Here is a 16,264-nt window from a genome sequence, read left to right on the forward strand (position 1 = left end):
CTACCTTGACATGGTAGGGGTCACAGGTTCGAACCCTGTACCGCCCACCACCTGGCTCCCGGCATGGCCGGTGAAGCGGTGGAAACAGGAAAGCCGGCCCGATGGGTCGGCTTTTTTGTTGCATGGCGTCCGCCCCTCAGAACTGGATCATGCTGCACATCCGCACCGGTCGCTCGCTGCGCACCAGGCCCTTGTCCGTGCGGCACTGGCGCACGCGCTCCTCGGCCTTGCTGCGGCAGTCCGGGCACAGCGCCGCCAGCGCGCTGTCCTTGCCCTGCGCGGCAGTGCAGACGCGCTCGACGTGGGCGACGCGTGCCTCGCTGGCGCGCTCCGGCGAAACGGCCTCGCCCATGGCATTGACGAAGCGATAGTCCGCGAACGGCTGCGGCAGCGCACATTCCTGCCGGGTGCTTCCCACATACGCCGCTTCCAGCTGGCGGCGCAGCTGCGCGCCCTGGCGCTCGCAGTCGGCGACCAGCGAGCGCGATGCGGCAGGCGTCAGCTGTGGGTTGACGTAGCCCGGGCGGGTACGGATCTCGCTGCCGAACGGGCAGCAGGCCGCAAGCAGCACGACGGCAGGCAACAGCAGTGCACGGGCAACGATCCGGGTGTTCATGGCGCATCCTTTCGACAGGGCACCATGCTGTCACCGGGCGTGCCGGTCAGGATGAATCGCGGCTGGCGATCAGTGTGCGGCCGGTGTGCCGACACTGAAACGATGACGCAGCTGCCAGTGGCCCTCGACCTGGTGCGCGATGCCCAGTGCGTGGGACCTTCCGCCTTCGGCGCGTTCCCAGCGCAGCACGCTGTCCTGGCGCAGGCGCAGCTGCAGGCAGAGATCGTCCTTGCTGGCCGGGGCCAGTCCGGTGGCGGGCGCCTGGCCGGCCTCCACGCCGCCGGTGCCGACGCTGGACAGGACCGCGTTCAACAGCAGCAGGGCAAGCATCGGCATGGCGCGGTGCTCCGGACAGGGGAGCCCAGCGTGTCACCGGGGCAGGCGGACCGGAACCGGCATGCGACGAAGCCGGGAAATGCGCGTGCCAAGGGCTGGCAGCGCGGATGAATCCGGGCGCTGGCGGCCTGATCCGCGCGGGAGGGGCCTTGCGGCGCGGGCGGGTCGTGCCGCGACGCTCAGGCCGCGGCGTATACCTGGCGCAGGTTGCGCAGCGTCGACTGGCGATGGGCCGTGGCGCAGGGCTCGTCCATCTCCAGTTCCTGCAGCCGCAGGCCGACCAGGGTCATCGACAGCGCATAACCGCGGGCCGCGTCGGCCACGCGCGACAGGCCGAGGGCGTGGCGCACCAGTGCATCGATGTGGGCCTGGTCCGGCATCAGGCCGAGATAGGCGCGCTCGGCACTGTCCAGGTCAGGCGCACGCAGGATCGCGTGCGCATCGGTGGGGAAGGAAACGGAGGCCATGGGGGTGTCCTTGTCCGTTGCAGCGCGCTCGATCAGAACGAGCGCATCAGGGAGATGAAAGCGGAGTTCTGCGCGCCGCGGCGGGCCATCGGGCTGTCCTTGACCGCATCGCCGAACCACTGGCTGGCGACCACGCCGGTGGCGCGCCATTTCGTGCCCAGCGGTGTGCTCACCGCGATCTGCAGGCCTGGCGACGTGGCGCTGCCCGGCGCATAGGCGGCCAGGCCCGACCGCAGCGCTTCCTCGTCGCTGATGCCGTAGTAGTAATCGAGCAGGCGCGCACTGCTGTGCACCACGCCCACGCGCGGCACCCAGGTGAAGCGGCCGGCCTGGATGGGATAGCTGTAGTACAGGCTCGATTCGAGGCCGCCACCGTGGCCGCTGACCTCGCGCTTGACGCTGGCCGACAGTGCGCCCCAGCCGGCGCTGTACTCGGCGCTGACGCCGGCCATCGCCGACATCTGCCGGCTGTGCAGGCGGCGCAGCTGCGCATCGTTCACGTCATCGGTCTTGAAGCGCAGCGTGTACGGCGTGACCACCGCGGATACGCGCAGGCCCTCGTCCTTGTACAGGTACATGCCCAGCGAACCGGGGCTGGCATAGAAGCGCTTGCCCTGCCATGCCAGCGCCGGCACCACCAGCGGCTTGTCATCGTAGTGCGCATAGGCACCGGTGGTCGCGCCGAAGGTGATGCCGGCCTGCACGCCCGGTGCCTGTTCCTGGGCCTTGGCCAGCAGCGGCGTGGAGAGAACGACGGTGCACAGCAGGGGGCGCAGCAGGGTACGGGACATCGGGAGCATCGAGGGGCACTTTGCAGGGAACCGCGTTGCATCCTGACGGCACAACATTGTCGGAACATTGCGCCCCGGCAATGTCCGCGCAAAGGCCTCCGAGGTGCACGCAGGCACTATCATCGGCAGCGTTTCCGGTAGCCGAGCCAACGATGCGCATCCTCCTGGTGGAAGACGATCCCGACCTCTCCCGTGCCCTGCAGTCCGGGCTGGAGCGCCAGGGCGTGGTCGCCGATGTGGTCGGCAGCCTGGCCGAAGCGGCGCTGGCCCTGCGCGAACCCGTGCACCAGCTGCTGCTGCTTGACCGCCAGCTGCCCGACGGCGATGGCGCCGGTTTCGTCGCCACTGCGCGTGCGCTGCGGCCGAACCTGGCGGTGATCATGCTGACCGCCAAGGGCACGCTGTCGGACAAGGTCGAAGGACTCGATGTCGGCGCCGACGACTACCTGGTCAAGCCGGTGGCGATCGAGGAACTGATGGCGCGGATCCGCGCGGTGTCGCGACGGCCGTCGGCGATGGTGACCCCGAGCCTGCGGCTGGGAAACTTCGAGTTCGATTTCGAATCGCTGCAGGCGCAGGTGGACGGCCAGCTGCTGGCCCTGCCGAGGCGGCAGGTGCTGGTGCTGCAGGCGCTGGCGATGCGGCAGGGGCGAACGGTCACCCGCAGTGCGCTGGAGGCGGCGGTGTACGGCTTCGATGATGAGATCCAGTCCAACGCACTGGATGCGCACATCTCCAAGCTGCGCAAGGCGCTGCAGCAGGCGGGTGCGGGCGTGGAGATCCACGTCATCCGTGGCGTCGGCTACCTGCTGGCGGAGACCTGAGATGGCCAGGCAGATCCGTTCGATCACCCTTGGCCTGGCGTGGCGCCTGTTCCTGGCGCAGGCATTCACTGTGTTGTTCGCCGTGGTTGCGCTGATCCTCACCTGGGGTGACAAGGAATCCTGGGGCATGGACATGTTTACCGCCGAGGACGTGGCCAAGGCGGTGCACAGCCAGGGCGCGCACCTGGTGCTGGACGAACCGCGCTGGCAGGCGTTGAACGAGCGCGCCGGTGGCAACCTGTGGTTCGTGGCTGTCGATGACCGTGGCCTCTGGCTGGAGCGTGGCAAGGTGCCAGCGCTGCACGCGCCGCTGCTGGCACGACTGCCGGCACTGGGTGCCACTGAAGTCGGATCGCTGGTGCCGCCCTATCTGGATGTCGCGCGGGTGATGGTGCGCAACGAGGACGGCCGCCGCATCACCGTGATGGCCGGTGGCGCACCCAAGGGCGGGCTGGTGGATGGCGCGCTGATGGTGCTGCGGCTGATCGGCTTCTGGTTCTTCCTGCCGCTGATCGTGGTCACCCTGCTGGTGATGCCGACGGTCATCCATCGTGCAATGCGCGGTGTGCGCAGGCTGGCGCAGCAGGCCAAGGAACTGGACATCGGCCAGCCCGGCGCGCGCCTCGACGAACAACTGGTGTCCACCGAGGTCGCGCCGCTGGTGGGGGCCTTCAACGATGCCATCGACAAGGTGCAGCAGGGTTACGCTGCACGCGACAAGTTTCTCGCCGATGCCGCGCATGAACTGCGCGTGCCGATCGCGGTGGTGCAGGCACGGCTGTCGCAGCTGCCGCAGGGCGAACTGAAATCGCAGCTGCTGACCGACGTCGCGCGGCTGGGCAACGTTGCCGAGCACCTGCTCGACCTGCAGCGCCTGGACCGCAACGTCAGCGCGCTGCAGCGGGTGGACCTGGCCCACGTGGTGCGCGAATCGGCGGCCGAGCTGGCGCCGCTGGTGGTCGGCGCGGGGTACGGCTTCGAAGTGGATGCGCCGGATGAACCGGTGTGGATCCAGGGGGATGGCCTGGCACTGGGCCGGGTGATGGCCAACCTTGTGCACAACGCCATCGTCCACGGTGGCGGCCGCGGCATCATCTGCGTGCGCCTGGACGCGCAGGGCCTGCTGGAGATCAGTGACCAGGGCGCGGGCGTGCCGGTGGGTGACCGCGAGGCGATCTTCGAACCCTTCCATCGCCTGCGCGCTGCCGGCAGTGGCAGTGGCCTGGGCCTGCACCTGGTCAAGGAAATCGTGCAGCACCACGGGGGCACTGTCAGCGTGGCCGAAGCGGTGGGCGGAGGCGCCAGCTTCCGGGTCAACTTCCACCGCGCCACCGTGCGCCGCTGAGGTCGCCCACAGCAATGCGCGGGCTTGCCTGATAGGCAGGCCTGGCGCCGCACGGCGACGCTGCGCCGATGCGTACCGTTGCCGTGGTTGCACCCCTGCTGGGCCCCGCCTGCGCCGCCGCCCTGGTGCTGGGTGCGCTGGTGTGCGTGCTGCTGCCGGCGCTGCCGCCGCGCTGGCTGTGCATCAGCCTGGTGCTGCTGGCGCTGCCAGGCTGGGCATGGCGTTGGCGCGGACGGGTGCTGGCCGCGGCCGTATTCGGCCTGGCCTGGGCCAGCTGCCATGGGCACGCCGCCCTGCAGCAGCAGGTGCCTGCCGCGGCAACGGCGCAGGATGTCCTGGTGCGTGGCCGTATCGTCGAGCTGCCGCAGGTGCGCAGCGACCACAGCCGTTTCCTGTTCGATGTGGCCGAGGCCGAAGGAGTGCCAGCGCTGCAGGGGCGGCGCCTGCAGGTCAGCTGGCATGATCCGCGCCGTACGGGGGCCGTCGATCCGCTGCGCCGCACGCTGCGTGCCGGCGCGCATTGGGAGCTGCCGCTGCGCGTGCGGCCGCCGCGCTCGCGGATCAATCCCGGCGGCTTCGATGGCGAGCGCCACGCGCTGCTGCAGGGCCTGGCCGGCAGCGCCAGCGTGCGTGCGCCTGGACGCGCGCGCCAGCTGCGTGCCGCGCACGGCCTGGCCGCATGGCGCGAGCGCTGCAGCGCCGCCATCGCCGTGCAGGTGGGCAGTCCCTCGGCGCGATTCGTGCAGGCCCTGGCGCTGGGCGATACCCGTGGCCTGACCAATACCGACTGGGAGCAGCTGCGCGCGCTGGGCCTGACCCATCTGATCGCGATCTCCGGCTTCCATGTCGGTCTGGTGGCTGGCTTTGCCGCCCTGCTGTGCGCGGGCCTGTGGTGGCTGTGCCCGGCGCTGGCACGTGCCTGGCCGCGCCCACAGGCCGCCGCCTGCGCCGCCGCATTGGCCGCTGCGGGCTATACGCTGCTGGCGGGCAGCGAGCTGCCCACCGTGCGAACCGCGCTGATGATCGCTGCCGTGGCGCTGGCGCGCGCCAGCCGGCGGCCATTGGGCACGGCGCCCGCGCTGTCATTGGCGGCGGCGGTGATGCTGCTGCCGGCACCGCTGGCGGTGCTTTCGGCAGGGTTCTGGCTGAGTTTCGGCGGTGTGCTGTGGCTGTTGTGGTGCCTGCCGCAGCGCCCGCCGGCTGGCATCGGCGGCATGCTGCGCGCGGCGCTGGCCGGGCAGGGCGTGGCCAGCGTGGCGTTGCTGCCCCTGGCGGTGGTGCTGTTCGGCGGCACCTCGTGGCTGGGGCCACTGCTGAACCTGCCGGTCATTCCCTGGTGGAGCCTGCTGGTGGTGCCGCTGGCCCTGCTCGGCACCGGCCTGCAGGCGCTGCATGACGGGGCGGGCGCGTGGCCGTGGCGCGCGGCGGCCTGGCTGTTCGATCTCAGTTGGGGGCTGCTGCAGCCCGTGGCGCAGCACCCGAAGGCGATGTGGTGGCTGCCGCAGGCACCCGGTTGGGCGCTGCCCGCGGCCCTGGCGGGGGTGTTCTGGTGGCTGCTGCCGCGCGGCGCCGGAGGGGGCCTGGCGGGCGCGCTGTTGTGCCTGCCCCTGTTGTGGCCGGCCGTGCCCGGGCCGCGGCACGGCGAATTGGAGCTGCTGGTGCACGACGTGGGGCAGGGCGCGGCGGTGCTGCTGCGCACGGCCACGCATGCGCTCTGGTACGACGCCGGGCCACCCGCGGGCCAGGGCCAGGAGCGCGTCCTGCTGCCGGCCGTGCGCGCACTGGGGCAGGCGCCGCCGGTGCAGCTGCTGCTCAGCCACGATCATCTCGACCACGCCGGCGCTCTGCCGGCCCTGCGCGGCGCGCTGCCGGGCCTGCAGGTGCTGGCCCCGCCGGGCAGCCCGGTCGAGGGCGCCCTGCCCTGTGCCCAGGGCCTGCGCTGGCAGTGGGATGGGGTGGACTTCCAGGTGCTGCACCCGCCGCCCGCTGGCAGCGAGCATGACAACGAAGCCAGCTGTGTGCTGCGGGTGGCCAGTGCGCACGGGGTGGTCCTGCTGCCCGGTGACATCGGCCGCCAGGCCGAGCAGCAGCTGCTGCAGGCCGGACCTGCGGCACTGCGCGCCGATGTGGTGCTGGTGCCGCACCATGGCAGTGGCGGCAGCTCGACGGCGGCCTGGGTGGCGGCGGTGAAGCCCCGGCTGGCGGTGGTTTCGGCCGGCCACCAGAACCGCTTCGGCCACCCGAAACGTGACGTAGTGCTGTGCTGGCAGGCGGTGGGGGCGGAGGTGCTGAACACGGCCGAGTCCGGCGCCATCCGCGCATGGCTTGGCGCACAAGGGCTGCAGGTGCGTGAACAGCGTATCCACGCGGCCCGGTGGTGGGATGCCGCTGGGCGGGCGCGGTCGGCTGCTATCCTATCGCCGATCGAACAAGCGGCCGTTGGGCCGGAGGGTTGAAACGTGTGGGAACTGGTCAAGGCCGGTGGCTGGCCGATGGTGCCGCTGCTGCTGTTGGGCGTACTGGCTTTGGCGATCGTCCTGGAGCGTTTCTGGTCCCTGCGGCGCAATGAGGTGCTGCCGCCTGGCCTCGGCCAGGAAGTGCGCAACTGGGCCGCACGCGGCAAGCTCGACCCGGCGCACCTGCAGACCCTACGGGCCAATTCGCCGCTGGGCGCGCTGCTGGCCGCCGCGCTGGAAGCCCGCAACCGCCCGCGTGACCAGATCCGCGAGCGCATCGAGGACACCGGTCGCCACCTGGTCCACCGCATGGAGCGCTTCCTCAATGCGCTGGGCACCATTGCCTCGGCGGGCCCGCTGCTCGGCCTGCTGGGCACGGTCATCGGCATGATCCAGATGTTCCTGGGCATCCTCGACCACGGCGTGGGCGACGTGAACCAGCTGGCCGGTGGCATCGGCAAGGCCCTGGTGTGTACTGCCACCGGCATGATCGTGGCCATCCCGGCGCTGATGTTCCACCGCTTCTTCAAGGGCCGGATCCACGGCTACGTGGTGGAGATGGAGCAGGAAGCCAGCGCGTTGCTGGACACGCTGGACGGGCGCCCGGGGGTGATGAACCCGGCACCGGCCCCGCGCGCCGCCGCCCCTGCCACGGCCAAGGCCTGATCGATGCGCATCGGCAACGACCGATCCCAGGATGAGCCGCATATCGATCTGGTTCCGCTGATCGACGTCATCCTGGTGCTGATCATCTTCTTCGTGGTCACCACCACGTTCGACGCGCGCTCGACGCTGCAGGTGCAGCTGCCGACCGCCAGCGACCAGCAGACCAGCGAGGCGCCGCGTTCGCTCAGCGTGCTGATCAACGCCGATGGCCGCTACTTCGTCAACGACCAGGAAGTGCTGCGCACCGACGTGGAATCAGTCAAGCAGACCATCGCGTCGGTGGCCGGCAGCGACCGCCAGCAGACCGTGCTGCTGCGCGCCGACGCGCGCACTCCCTACCAGGCCGTGGTCACCGCGCAGGATGCGCTGGGCCAGCTCGGCTTCCGCCGTATCGCAATCGCAACAGCGCCAGAGGTGCGTCCATGAGTTCCAATCACGCGCCGGTGTGGCCGATCTACAAACGCCTGCTCGGCTACACCCGGGCCTACTGGGTGTTCATGGTGGCCGCCGTCATTGCGATGGTGGTCGAGGCCCTGGCCGGCTACCACTTCACCAAGCTGATGGAGCCGCTGGTCAACGACGGCTTCGTCGACCCGCAGCCGCGCGCCGCCGTGGTGCTGCCGCTGACCATCCTCGGCCTGTTCCTGATGCGCAGCCTGGCCACCTGGGTCAGCGACTACACGCTGGCCAAGACCGGCCGCAGCGTGGTGCGCGACCTGCGCGAGCAAGTCCTGGACAAGTACCTGCACCTGCCGTCCTCGCACTTCGATACCGAAGCGACGCCGGTGATGGTCAGCCGCCTGAACTTCGATACCGAGCAGGTCACCCAGGCCAGTGCGGATGCACTGAAGACCATGGTGGCCGACACCCTGACCATCATCGCCATGCTGGTGGTGATGCTGCAGATGAGCGTCAAGGTGACCCTGGCCATGCTGCTGGTGGTGCCGCTGATCGGCGCCATCGTGTCCTACGTGGGCAAGCGCTACCGGCGCATCAGCCGCGGTATCCAGGATGGCATGGGTACCATGGCGCAGACCGCCGAGCAGTCGCTGGCCGCGCAGCAGGAAGTGAAGGTGCACGGCACCCAGCAGCACGAGATCAGCCGCTATTCGCGCCTGGCCAACCGCATGCTGGCGCTGAACATGAAGGTCGAAGTGACGCGCGCGGCCGCCTCCAGCGTGGTCCAGTTCCTCGCTGCGCTGGCGCTGGCGGTCATCGTATGGGTGTCCACCCGCGAAGCGCTGGCCGGCAAGCTCAACGCTGGCCAGTTCATGGGCCTGATGACCTCGATGATGGCCATCATTCCGTCGCTGCGCCGCCTGACCAGCGTGCAGACCTCGATCTCGCGTGGCGTGGCCGCCGCCGAGCGCCTGTTCGGCATCATCGACATGCCGGTCGAGCGCGACGCCGGCCGCACGCCACTGCAGCGCGCCCGCGGTGAGCTGGCCTTCGAGCACGTCATGCTGCGCTACCGCGCCGACAGTGGCATCGCCCTGGATGACATCAGCTTCGTCGCGAAACCCGGTACGGTCACCGCCATCGTCGGTCGTTCCGGCAGCGGCAAGACCAGCCTGATCCGCCTGGTGCCGCGCTTCTATGAGCCCAGCGGCGGCCTCATCACCCTGGATGGCGTGGCCCTGGACGACTACGCCCTGGCTGACCTGCGCCGCCAGGTGGCCATGGTCGGGCAGAAGGTCATGCTGTTCGACGACACCATCGCCGCCAACATCGCCTATGGCATGGAAGCGACCGAGGAGCAGATCCGTGCGGCGGCCGAGGCGGCCAATGCCTGGGAGTTCATCGCACGCATGCCGCAGCAGCTGCAGACCCCGGTGGGCGAGAACGGTGCGCTGCTGTCCGGTGGCCAGCGCCAGCGCCTGGCGATCGCCCGCGCGATCCTGCGCGATGCGCCGATCCTGATCCTGGATGAGGCCACCGCGGCGCTGGACAACGAATCCGAACGCCTGGTGCAGGACGCCCTGCAGCGCCTGATGCCCGAGCGCACCACGCTGGTGATCGCGCACCGCCTGTCCACCATCGAACACGCCGACCAGGTGCTGGTGATGGACCACGGCCGCATCGTCGAGCGTGGCACCCACAAGGAACTGCTGGAGATGGGTGGCCTGTACCAGCACCTGCACAGCATGCAGTTCCGCGAAAGGCAGGACTGATGGCAGGCAAGGGTACCCAGACCCCGCCGTACTGGTACGACGGCAGCCCGGTTCCATTGCCGATGCGGCTGCTGGCGCCGGTCTACGCCGGCGTGGCCGCCCTGCGCCGGCGCCTGTACCGCAGGGGCTGGTTCAAGCGCCATGCGCTGCCGGTGCCGGTCATCGTGGTCGGCAACATCACCGCCGGTGGCACCGGCAAGACGCCGCTGACCATCGCCCTGGTCGAGCGCCTGCGCGCGGCCGGCTGGAAGCCGGGCGTGGCCAGCCGCGGCTACGGCCGTGAAGAGGCGGACAAGGCGCGCTGGGTCGAGGCCGATACGCCGACCGCGCTGGGCGGTGACGAGCCGGTGCTGATCGCGTGGAAGACCGGCGTACCGGTGCGCGTGGACAGCGACCGCGTGGCTGCCGGCAAGGCGCTGATCGCGGCCGGCTGCGATGTCATCGTCTGCGATGATGGCCTGCAGCACTACCGCCTGCAGCGCGACATCGAGATCGAAGTCATCGATGCGCAGCGTCGCTACGGCAATGGCCGGATGATCCCCGCAGGGCCGCTGCGCGAGCCGGTCAGCCGCGCCGACGAATGTGATTTCCGCGTGGTCAACCTCGGCCAGGCCGATGAAGCCACCGCCGCCCAGGCCTGCGGCTTCGGCCAGTGGCCGATGGCCCTGCACATCGACAGCGCGCAGCCGCTGCCCGGTGGCCGCCCGCGACCGCTGGCGTACTTCGCCGGCCAGCGCGTGCATGCCGTGGCCGGCATCGCCAACCCGCAGCGCTTCTTCGACATGCTGCGCGCGCGCGGCATCGGCGTGGTGCCGCATGCCTTCGCCGACCACCAGGTCTACCAGCCGCAGGACCTGTCCTTCGGCAGCCAGTTGCCGGTACTGATGACCGAAAAGGATGCGGTGAAGTGCCGCGCCTTCGGCAATGACTGGCACTACGCGGTGCCGCTGCGCGCCGAGCTGCCGGCGGCCTTCTGGGTGGCGCTGACCGACCGCCTGGACAAGCTGCGCCCGAACTGAGCGGCCGCGCGGCGCTTGCAATCGCCTGCCGCCGGCCGCATTCCTGCTGTATCGCGCCTGCCGAGTACCGCCCGCATGACTGAATTCGTCGTCGCCATTCCGGCCCGCTACGCTGCCTCGCGGCTGCCGGGCAAACCGCTCCGCCTGCTGGGCGGCGAGCCGCTGGTGCTGCACGTGGCGCGCCGCGCGCTGCTGGCCGGTGCCCGCGAAGTCTGGGTGGCTACCGATGACACGCGCATCGCCGATGCGCTGGATGGCCTGGCCGAGGTGAACGTGGCGATGACCGCGGTCAGCCACGCCTCCGGTACCGACCGCCTGGCCGAGTGCGCGCGCATCGCCGGCTGGTGCGACGAAACGGTGGTGGTCAACCTGCAGGGCGATGAGCCGTTCGCACCGGCGGCCGGCATCCGGGCGGTGGCCGAGGCGCTGGTCGAAGGCGATGCGCCGATGTCGACCCTGGCCACGACCGTCGAGGATGCCCACACCCTGTTCGACCCGAATGTGGTCAAGCTGGTGCGCAACGTGCGCAACGAGGCGATGTATTTCAGCCGCGCGCCGATCGCCTGGCATCGCGATGGCTTCGCGCGCAGCCGCGAGGCGCTGCCGGAAGGGCATCGCTGGCTGCGGCATATCGGCATCTATGGCTATCGCGCCGGCTTCCTGCAGCAGTTCGCGGCGATGCCGCCGGGCCTGCTCGAGCAGGTCGAGGCGCTGGAACAGCTGCGCGTGCTGGAAGCCGGTTTCCCGATCAGCGTGGCGATCTCGCCCGAAGCCTTCCCGCCGGGCATCGACACGCCCGAAGACCTCGCCCGTGCCGAGGCCCTGCTGCAGTCCATGGCTGCGCGATGAACCTGCTGGTCGTCTGCCTGGGCAACATCTGCCGCTCGCCGATGGCCGAGGGCGCGCTGCGTGCCCGCCTGCAGGCCTCGCCGCTGGCCGGCCGGGTGCAGGTCGATTCGGCCGGCACCGGCGACTGGCATGTGGGTGAGCCGCCTGACCGGCGCGCCATCGCCTGCGCGGCCGGCCATGGCGTGGACATCGTCGGGCTGCGGGCCCGCCAGCTCCAGCCCGGGGATTTTGAGCGCTTCGACTGGATCCTGTGTGCGGACGAAACCAACCTGCGCGACGCCGCGCGGCTGGCCACGGCCGCCCAGCGCGGACGCCTGTCGCTGTACCTGCCATGGTCGGGCGGGCAGGGCGCGCAGGCGATCCCTGATCCGTATACCGGTGGCAAGGACCATTTCGAGCAGGTCTGGGCGATGGTCGACCAGGCGGCGCAGCGTGCCGTGGCACGACTGTTGCATGACGCCGACTCCGGCATAATCAGGCCATGAACGCACAGCCTGTCCAGGACCTGCCCGAGTTTGCCACCTGGCTCAATGCCGCCCCCTGCACCCTGACCGAACTGCGCGGCCGGCCGGTCGCGCTGCTGTTCGTCAATGCCGCATCGGCCTGGAGCATGCAGCGGCTGGCCGAGTTCGGCCAATGGCTGTCACGCAACCCCGGGCGCCTGCAGCCACTGGTCCTGCACGTACCGCGCTTTGATTTCGAGCGCGACGCCGGCGCGGCCTTGAAGCTGCTGCGCAGGCAGGGCCTGTCGATGCCGGCACTGCTGGATGCCGACTGGGATGGCTGGCGCCGCTTCGGCGTGACGTCCTGGCCGACCGTCATCCTGCTTGACGCGCAGGGCCGCGAGCAGCAGCGCCTGGTCGGCCTGGGCGCGCCGGGTGAGCTGGAGCGTGCCTTGAACGATCTCTGCGAAGGCGCACCGCCGGCGCCGTCGCGGGGCGGCAGCGAGCTGCATCCCGAACTGCCTCATCCGTTGCGTTTTCCGGCGGGCCTGGCGGTCAACCGTGATCGCCTGTACATCGCCGACAGTGGCCGCCATCGCATCCTGGAATGCAGCCACGGCGGGCGCGTGCTGCGCCAGTTCGGGCTGGGCACCGCCGATTTCATGGACGGCAACCTGGCCGAAGCCGCGTTCCACCGCCCGCAGGGGCTGGTGCTTGAGCGCGAGTCGCTGTACGTGGCCGACACCGGCAACCACGCGGTGCGGCGGATCAACCTGGCGACCGGCCAGGTCGATACGCTGTGCGGCAATGGCCGCCCTGGCACGCCCGTCGAGGGCCCGGTGGCGCAGCCGCGGCAGGTGGCGCTGGACCATCCGGTCGGCCTGGCCATCGCCGACAACCAGCTGCATATCGCCATGGCCGGCGACAACCGGCTGTGGAGCTTCCACCTGGGCCTGCGCAGCCTGCAATGGCGTGCCGGCAGCGGCGCCATCGACGAGCGCGACGGCAGCGGGCACATGGCCGCCTTCGCCCAGCCGACCGGCCTGGCGGTGGTGCAGCAGGTGCTGTACGTGGCCGATGCGCTGGGGTCCTCGATCCGTGCGGTGCAGCTGCGTGGCGATCTCGTGCAGACCCTGGTCGGGCAGGGCACCTGGCGTTTCGGCGCCGAGGACGGCCCGCGCGGGCAGGCGAGCCTGCAGTACCCGCAGGCCATCGCGTTGAGCCCGGACGCACCCGTGCTGTGGATCGCCGACACCGGCAACGGGCGCCTGCGCACCCTGCGCCTGGGCGGCGGCGATCTTGTCACCCAGCCCCTGCCGCGCCGCCTGCATGGCCCGGCAGGTCTGGCGGTGGGCGCCGGTGCGGTGTGGATTGCCGAGACCGACGCGCACGCCGTGCTGCGTTTCGACCCGGACAGCGGCGTGCTCAGCGAAGTGCCGATCAGCGAATGACCGACGTCACCGCCCCGGCCTTCGACGGCAAGGCCTTCGCGGCCCAGTTGAGCACCGCACCCGGCGTCTACCGCATGTATGCGGCTGACGACACCCTGCTGTACGTGGGCAAGGCGCGCGCGCTGCGCAACCGCGTCGGCAGCTACTTCAACGGCAGCCCGAAGAACGCGCGCATCATGTCGATGCTTTCGCAGATCGCGCGCATGGACGTGACCGTCACGCGCTCGGAAGGCGAAGCGCTGCTGCTGGAAAACCAGCTGATCAAATCGCTGTCGCCGCGCTACAACGTGTCCCTGCGCGACGACAAGACCTACCCGCATGTGCTGCTGACCCGTGAGGACTGGCCGCGCATCGCCCTGCACCGCGGCCCGCGCGCCATTCCCGGCCGCTACTTCGGGCCGTACCCGGGCGTTACCGCGGTGCGCGAGACGCTGAACCTGATGCACAAGCTGTTCAAGCTGCGCAGCTGCGAGGACAGCGTTTTCCGCAATCGCTCGCGGCCCTGCCTGCAGTACCAGATCGGCCGCTGCAGCGCGCCCTGCGTGGACCTGGTGCCGGCACAGGAATACGCCGAATCTGTGCGCCGCGCCACGCTGTTCCTGGAAGGCAAGAGCGACGAGCTGACCCGCGAGCTGGGCGAGCAGATGCAGGGCGCCAGCGAGGCGCTGGAGTTCGAGCAGGCCGCGCGCCTGCGTGATCTCATCGCTTCGCTGCGCAGCATGCAGACCCGCCAGTACGTGGATGGCCGCGCCGCCGACCTGGACGTGCTGGCGGTCGCCATGCAGGGCTCGCAGGCCTGCGTGCTGCTGCTGGCCTTCCGCGATGGACGCAACCTCGGCACCCGCCCGTTCTTCCCGCGCACCAATGGCGAGGACAGCCCGGAAGAGGTGCTGGCCGCGTTCGTGTCGCAGTACTACATCGAATTCGAGCCGCCGCGCGAGATCCTGCTGGACCGGCAGATTCCCGACGCCGACCTGCTGGTGGCCGCACTCTCGGCCTCGGCCGAACGCAAGGTGCAGCTGAAGTGGAACGTGCGTGGCGAGCGCGCCGGCTACCTGGAGCTGGCCAGCCGCAACGCGCAGTTGACCCTGGCCACCGAACTGAACAGCCGCAACGCGCAGCACGCGCGCAGCGAGGCCCTGCGCGAGATGCTGGGCTTGGCCGAGCCGGTCAAGCGGGTGGAGTGCTTCGATATCAGCCACACCATGGGCGAAGCCACCGTGGCCTCGTGCGTGGTGTTCGATGCCGCCGGCCCGGTCCGTGCGCAGTACCGCCGCTTCAACATCAGCGGTATCGAGCCCGGCGATGATTACGCGGCCATGCACCAGGCCATCGACCGCCGTTTCCGCCGCGCGGTGGAAGAGCAGGGCGTGCTGCCCGACGTGCTGCTGATCGACGGTGGCGCCGGCCAGCTGGCCCAGGCACAGGCCGCCCTGGCCGACCTGGGCGTGGAGGGGGTGCTGCTGGTGGGCGTGGCCAAGGGCGTGGAGCGCCGTGCCGGCCACGAAGCGCTGGTGATGCCCGATGGCCGCGAGCTGCGCCCGGGCGCGGCCAATCCTGCGCTGCAGTTCATCCAGCAGGTGCGCGACGAAGCCCACCGCTTCGCCATCACCGGCCACCGCGGCCGCCGGCAGAAGGCCCGCATGACCAGCAAGCTGGAAGACATCCCCGGCATCGGCCCGCGCCGGCGTGCCAGCCTGCTCAAGCATTTCGGCGGCCTGGTGGGCCTGAAAGCCGCCGGTGAAGCCGAAATCGCCAAGGTCGAAGGCATCAATGATGCCCTCGCCGCACGCATCTACGCTAACCTGCACGGGTTGGCCACGCCTGACCCGGCCGAGTAGAGAGAGAAGCAAGCCGCATGAAGTTGACCCTGCCCACCTGGCTGACGTTGTTGCGGATCGTGATGATCCCGGTGCTGGTGCTGGTGTTCTACCTGCCCTACACCTGGACCAATTTCGCATCCGCGGCGATCTTCGGCCTGGCCGCCATCACCGACTGGCTCGATGGCTGGATCGCGCGGCGGTACAAGCTGGAATCGGCGTTCGGCGCCTTCCTCGATCCGGTGGCGGACAAGCTGATGGTGGCCGTGGCGCTGTTCCTGATCGTGCAGGGCCACCCGACGCCGTGGATGGCGTTCTGGGCGGCGGTGATCGTCGGTCGTGAGATCGCGGTGTCGGCGCTGCGCGAGTGGATGGCCGAGCTGGGCCAGCGCGCCAAGGTGCGCGTGGCGATGATCGGCAAGGTGAAGACCACCGCGCAGATGGTCGCGCTGCTGTGCCTGCTGTATTCGGTGGCGCCGAACGTGCCGGTCAACGACATCTGGATGGGCCCGCCGGTGTTCCATATCGGCGACTGGACCTTGGCCATCGCCGCGGTTCTGACCCTGTGGTCGGGCCTGCAGTACCTGCATGCCGCCTGGCCGAGCCTGCGCGAAGACGAGCGTGCCGCGCGCGAGCGGTCGCGGCAGAAGAAGCTGGGCAACTGAGCTCCGGGGTCGGATCCCTTTCCGCAGGAAAGGGCTCTGACCCCACGGTCGCGCCCATCCACGCATGGCGTGGATCTACCGGGGCGGGATGCCCCCATCCACGCATGGCGTGGATCTACGGGGGTGGGATGCCTCCATCCACGCATGGCGTGGATCTACCGGGGCGGGATGCCCCCATCCACGCATGGCGTGGATCTACCGGGGTGGGATGCCTCCATCCACGCATGGCGTGGATCTACCGGGGCGGGATGCCCCCATCCACGCATGGCGTGGATCTACCGGGGTGGGATGCCTCCATCCACGCATGGCGTGGATCTACCGGGGCGGGATGCCCCCATCCACGCA

Annotated in this window: 16 protein-coding genes; 12 read left to right on the plus strand and 4 right to left on the minus strand. The window is 70.1% G+C overall.

What is annotated here, in order from left to right; translation table 11 throughout:
- Positions 1 to 136: 136 nt before the first annotated feature.
- From IAE41_RS19185 to IAE41_RS19200, 4 genes are all read right to left on the minus strand, one after another.
- Positions 137 to 616 (minus strand): hypothetical protein, encoded by a 480-nt coding sequence (locus IAE41_RS19185; RefSeq protein WP_200734196.1) that lies wholly within the window; start codon positions 614 to 616, stop codon positions 137 to 139.
- 69 nt (positions 617 to 685) lie between these two features.
- On the minus strand, positions 686 to 952 hold the full coding sequence (locus IAE41_RS19190) for a hypothetical protein (RefSeq protein WP_200734197.1): 267 nt from the start codon (positions 950 to 952) through the stop codon (positions 686 to 688).
- A 179-nt stretch (positions 953 to 1,131) separates the two neighbouring features.
- Positions 1,132 to 1,419: a hypothetical protein gene (locus IAE41_RS19195; protein ID WP_079221374.1), complete on the minus strand. Its 288-nt coding sequence runs from the start codon at positions 1,417 to 1,419 to the stop codon at positions 1,132 to 1,134.
- 32 nt (positions 1,420 to 1,451) lie between these two features.
- On the minus strand, positions 1,452 to 2,219 hold the full coding sequence (locus IAE41_RS19200) for a MipA/OmpV family protein (protein WP_079221375.1): 768 nt from the start codon (positions 2,217 to 2,219) through the stop codon (positions 1,452 to 1,454).
- A 143-nt stretch (positions 2,220 to 2,362) separates the two neighbouring features.
- Here IAE41_RS19200 and IAE41_RS19205 point away from each other — a divergent pair, with 143 nt between their 5' ends.
- From IAE41_RS19205 to pgsA, 12 genes are all read left to right on the plus strand, one after another.
- Positions 2,363 to 3,034, plus strand: a complete 672-nt coding sequence (locus tag IAE41_RS19205; protein WP_079221376.1) for a response regulator transcription factor — start codon at positions 2,363 to 2,365, stop codon at positions 3,032 to 3,034.
- Between the two features lies 1 nt (position 3,035).
- A complete protein-coding gene (locus IAE41_RS19210; protein WP_108746353.1) occupies positions 3,036 to 4,379 on the plus strand; it encodes a HAMP domain-containing sensor histidine kinase in 1,344 nt (447 codons plus the stop codon).
- Between the two features lie 68 nt (positions 4,380 to 4,447).
- Positions 4,448 to 6,835 (plus strand): DNA internalization-related competence protein ComEC/Rec2, encoded by a 2,388-nt coding sequence (locus IAE41_RS19215; protein WP_200734198.1) that lies wholly within the window; start codon positions 4,448 to 4,450, stop codon positions 6,833 to 6,835.
- 3 nt (positions 6,836 to 6,838) lie between these two features.
- Positions 6,839 to 7,501, plus strand: a complete 663-nt coding sequence (locus tag IAE41_RS19220; protein ID WP_108746355.1) for a MotA/TolQ/ExbB proton channel family protein — start codon at positions 6,839 to 6,841, stop codon at positions 7,499 to 7,501.
- A 3-nt stretch (positions 7,502 to 7,504) separates the two neighbouring features.
- Positions 7,505 to 7,927 carry a biopolymer transporter ExbD gene (locus tag IAE41_RS19225; protein WP_108759598.1) on the plus strand — a complete coding sequence of 141 codons (423 nt, stop codon included), beginning with the start codon at positions 7,505 to 7,507 and terminating at the stop codon, positions 7,925 to 7,927.
- A complete protein-coding gene (msbA, locus tag IAE41_RS19230; RefSeq protein ID WP_079221381.1) occupies positions 7,924 to 9,672 on the plus strand; it encodes a lipid A export permease/ATP-binding protein MsbA in 1,749 nt (582 codons plus the stop codon). The genes IAE41_RS19225 and msbA overlap by 4 nt, the downstream gene beginning before the upstream one ends.
- Positions 9,672 to 10,691, plus strand: a complete 1,020-nt coding sequence (gene lpxK, locus IAE41_RS19235) for a tetraacyldisaccharide 4'-kinase (RefSeq protein WP_108746356.1) — start codon at positions 9,672 to 9,674, stop codon at positions 10,689 to 10,691. The genes msbA and lpxK overlap by 1 nt, the downstream gene beginning before the upstream one ends.
- Positions 10,692 to 10,766: 75 nt before the next feature.
- A complete protein-coding gene (gene kdsB, locus IAE41_RS19240; RefSeq protein ID WP_200734199.1) occupies positions 10,767 to 11,540 on the plus strand; it encodes a 3-deoxy-manno-octulosonate cytidylyltransferase in 774 nt (257 codons plus the stop codon).
- The gene (locus tag IAE41_RS19245) at positions 11,537 to 12,025 is read left to right on the plus strand and encodes a low molecular weight protein-tyrosine-phosphatase (protein WP_200734200.1); all 489 of its coding nucleotides are present in this window, start codon (positions 11,537 to 11,539) and stop codon (positions 12,023 to 12,025) included. The genes kdsB and IAE41_RS19245 overlap by 4 nt, the downstream gene beginning before the upstream one ends.
- On the plus strand, positions 12,022 to 13,434 hold the full coding sequence (locus IAE41_RS19250) for a hypothetical protein (RefSeq protein WP_079221385.1): 1,413 nt from the start codon (positions 12,022 to 12,024) through the stop codon (positions 13,432 to 13,434). Before IAE41_RS19245 ends, IAE41_RS19250 begins: the two co-directional genes overlap by 4 nt.
- A complete protein-coding gene (gene uvrC / locus IAE41_RS19255; protein WP_200734201.1) occupies positions 13,431 to 15,275 on the plus strand; it encodes an excinuclease ABC subunit UvrC in 1,845 nt (614 codons plus the stop codon). Before IAE41_RS19250 ends, uvrC begins: the two co-directional genes overlap by 4 nt.
- Positions 15,276 to 15,292: 17 nt before the next feature.
- On the plus strand, positions 15,293 to 15,919 hold the full coding sequence (pgsA, locus tag IAE41_RS19260) for a CDP-diacylglycerol--glycerol-3-phosphate 3-phosphatidyltransferase (RefSeq protein ID WP_079221387.1): 627 nt from the start codon (positions 15,293 to 15,295) through the stop codon (positions 15,917 to 15,919).
- Positions 15,920 to 16,264 lie beyond the last annotated feature (345 nt).

The organism is Stenotrophomonas sp. S39, assembly GCF_016624665.1.
Classification (GTDB): domain Bacteria; phylum Pseudomonadota; class Gammaproteobacteria; order Xanthomonadales; family Xanthomonadaceae; genus Stenotrophomonas.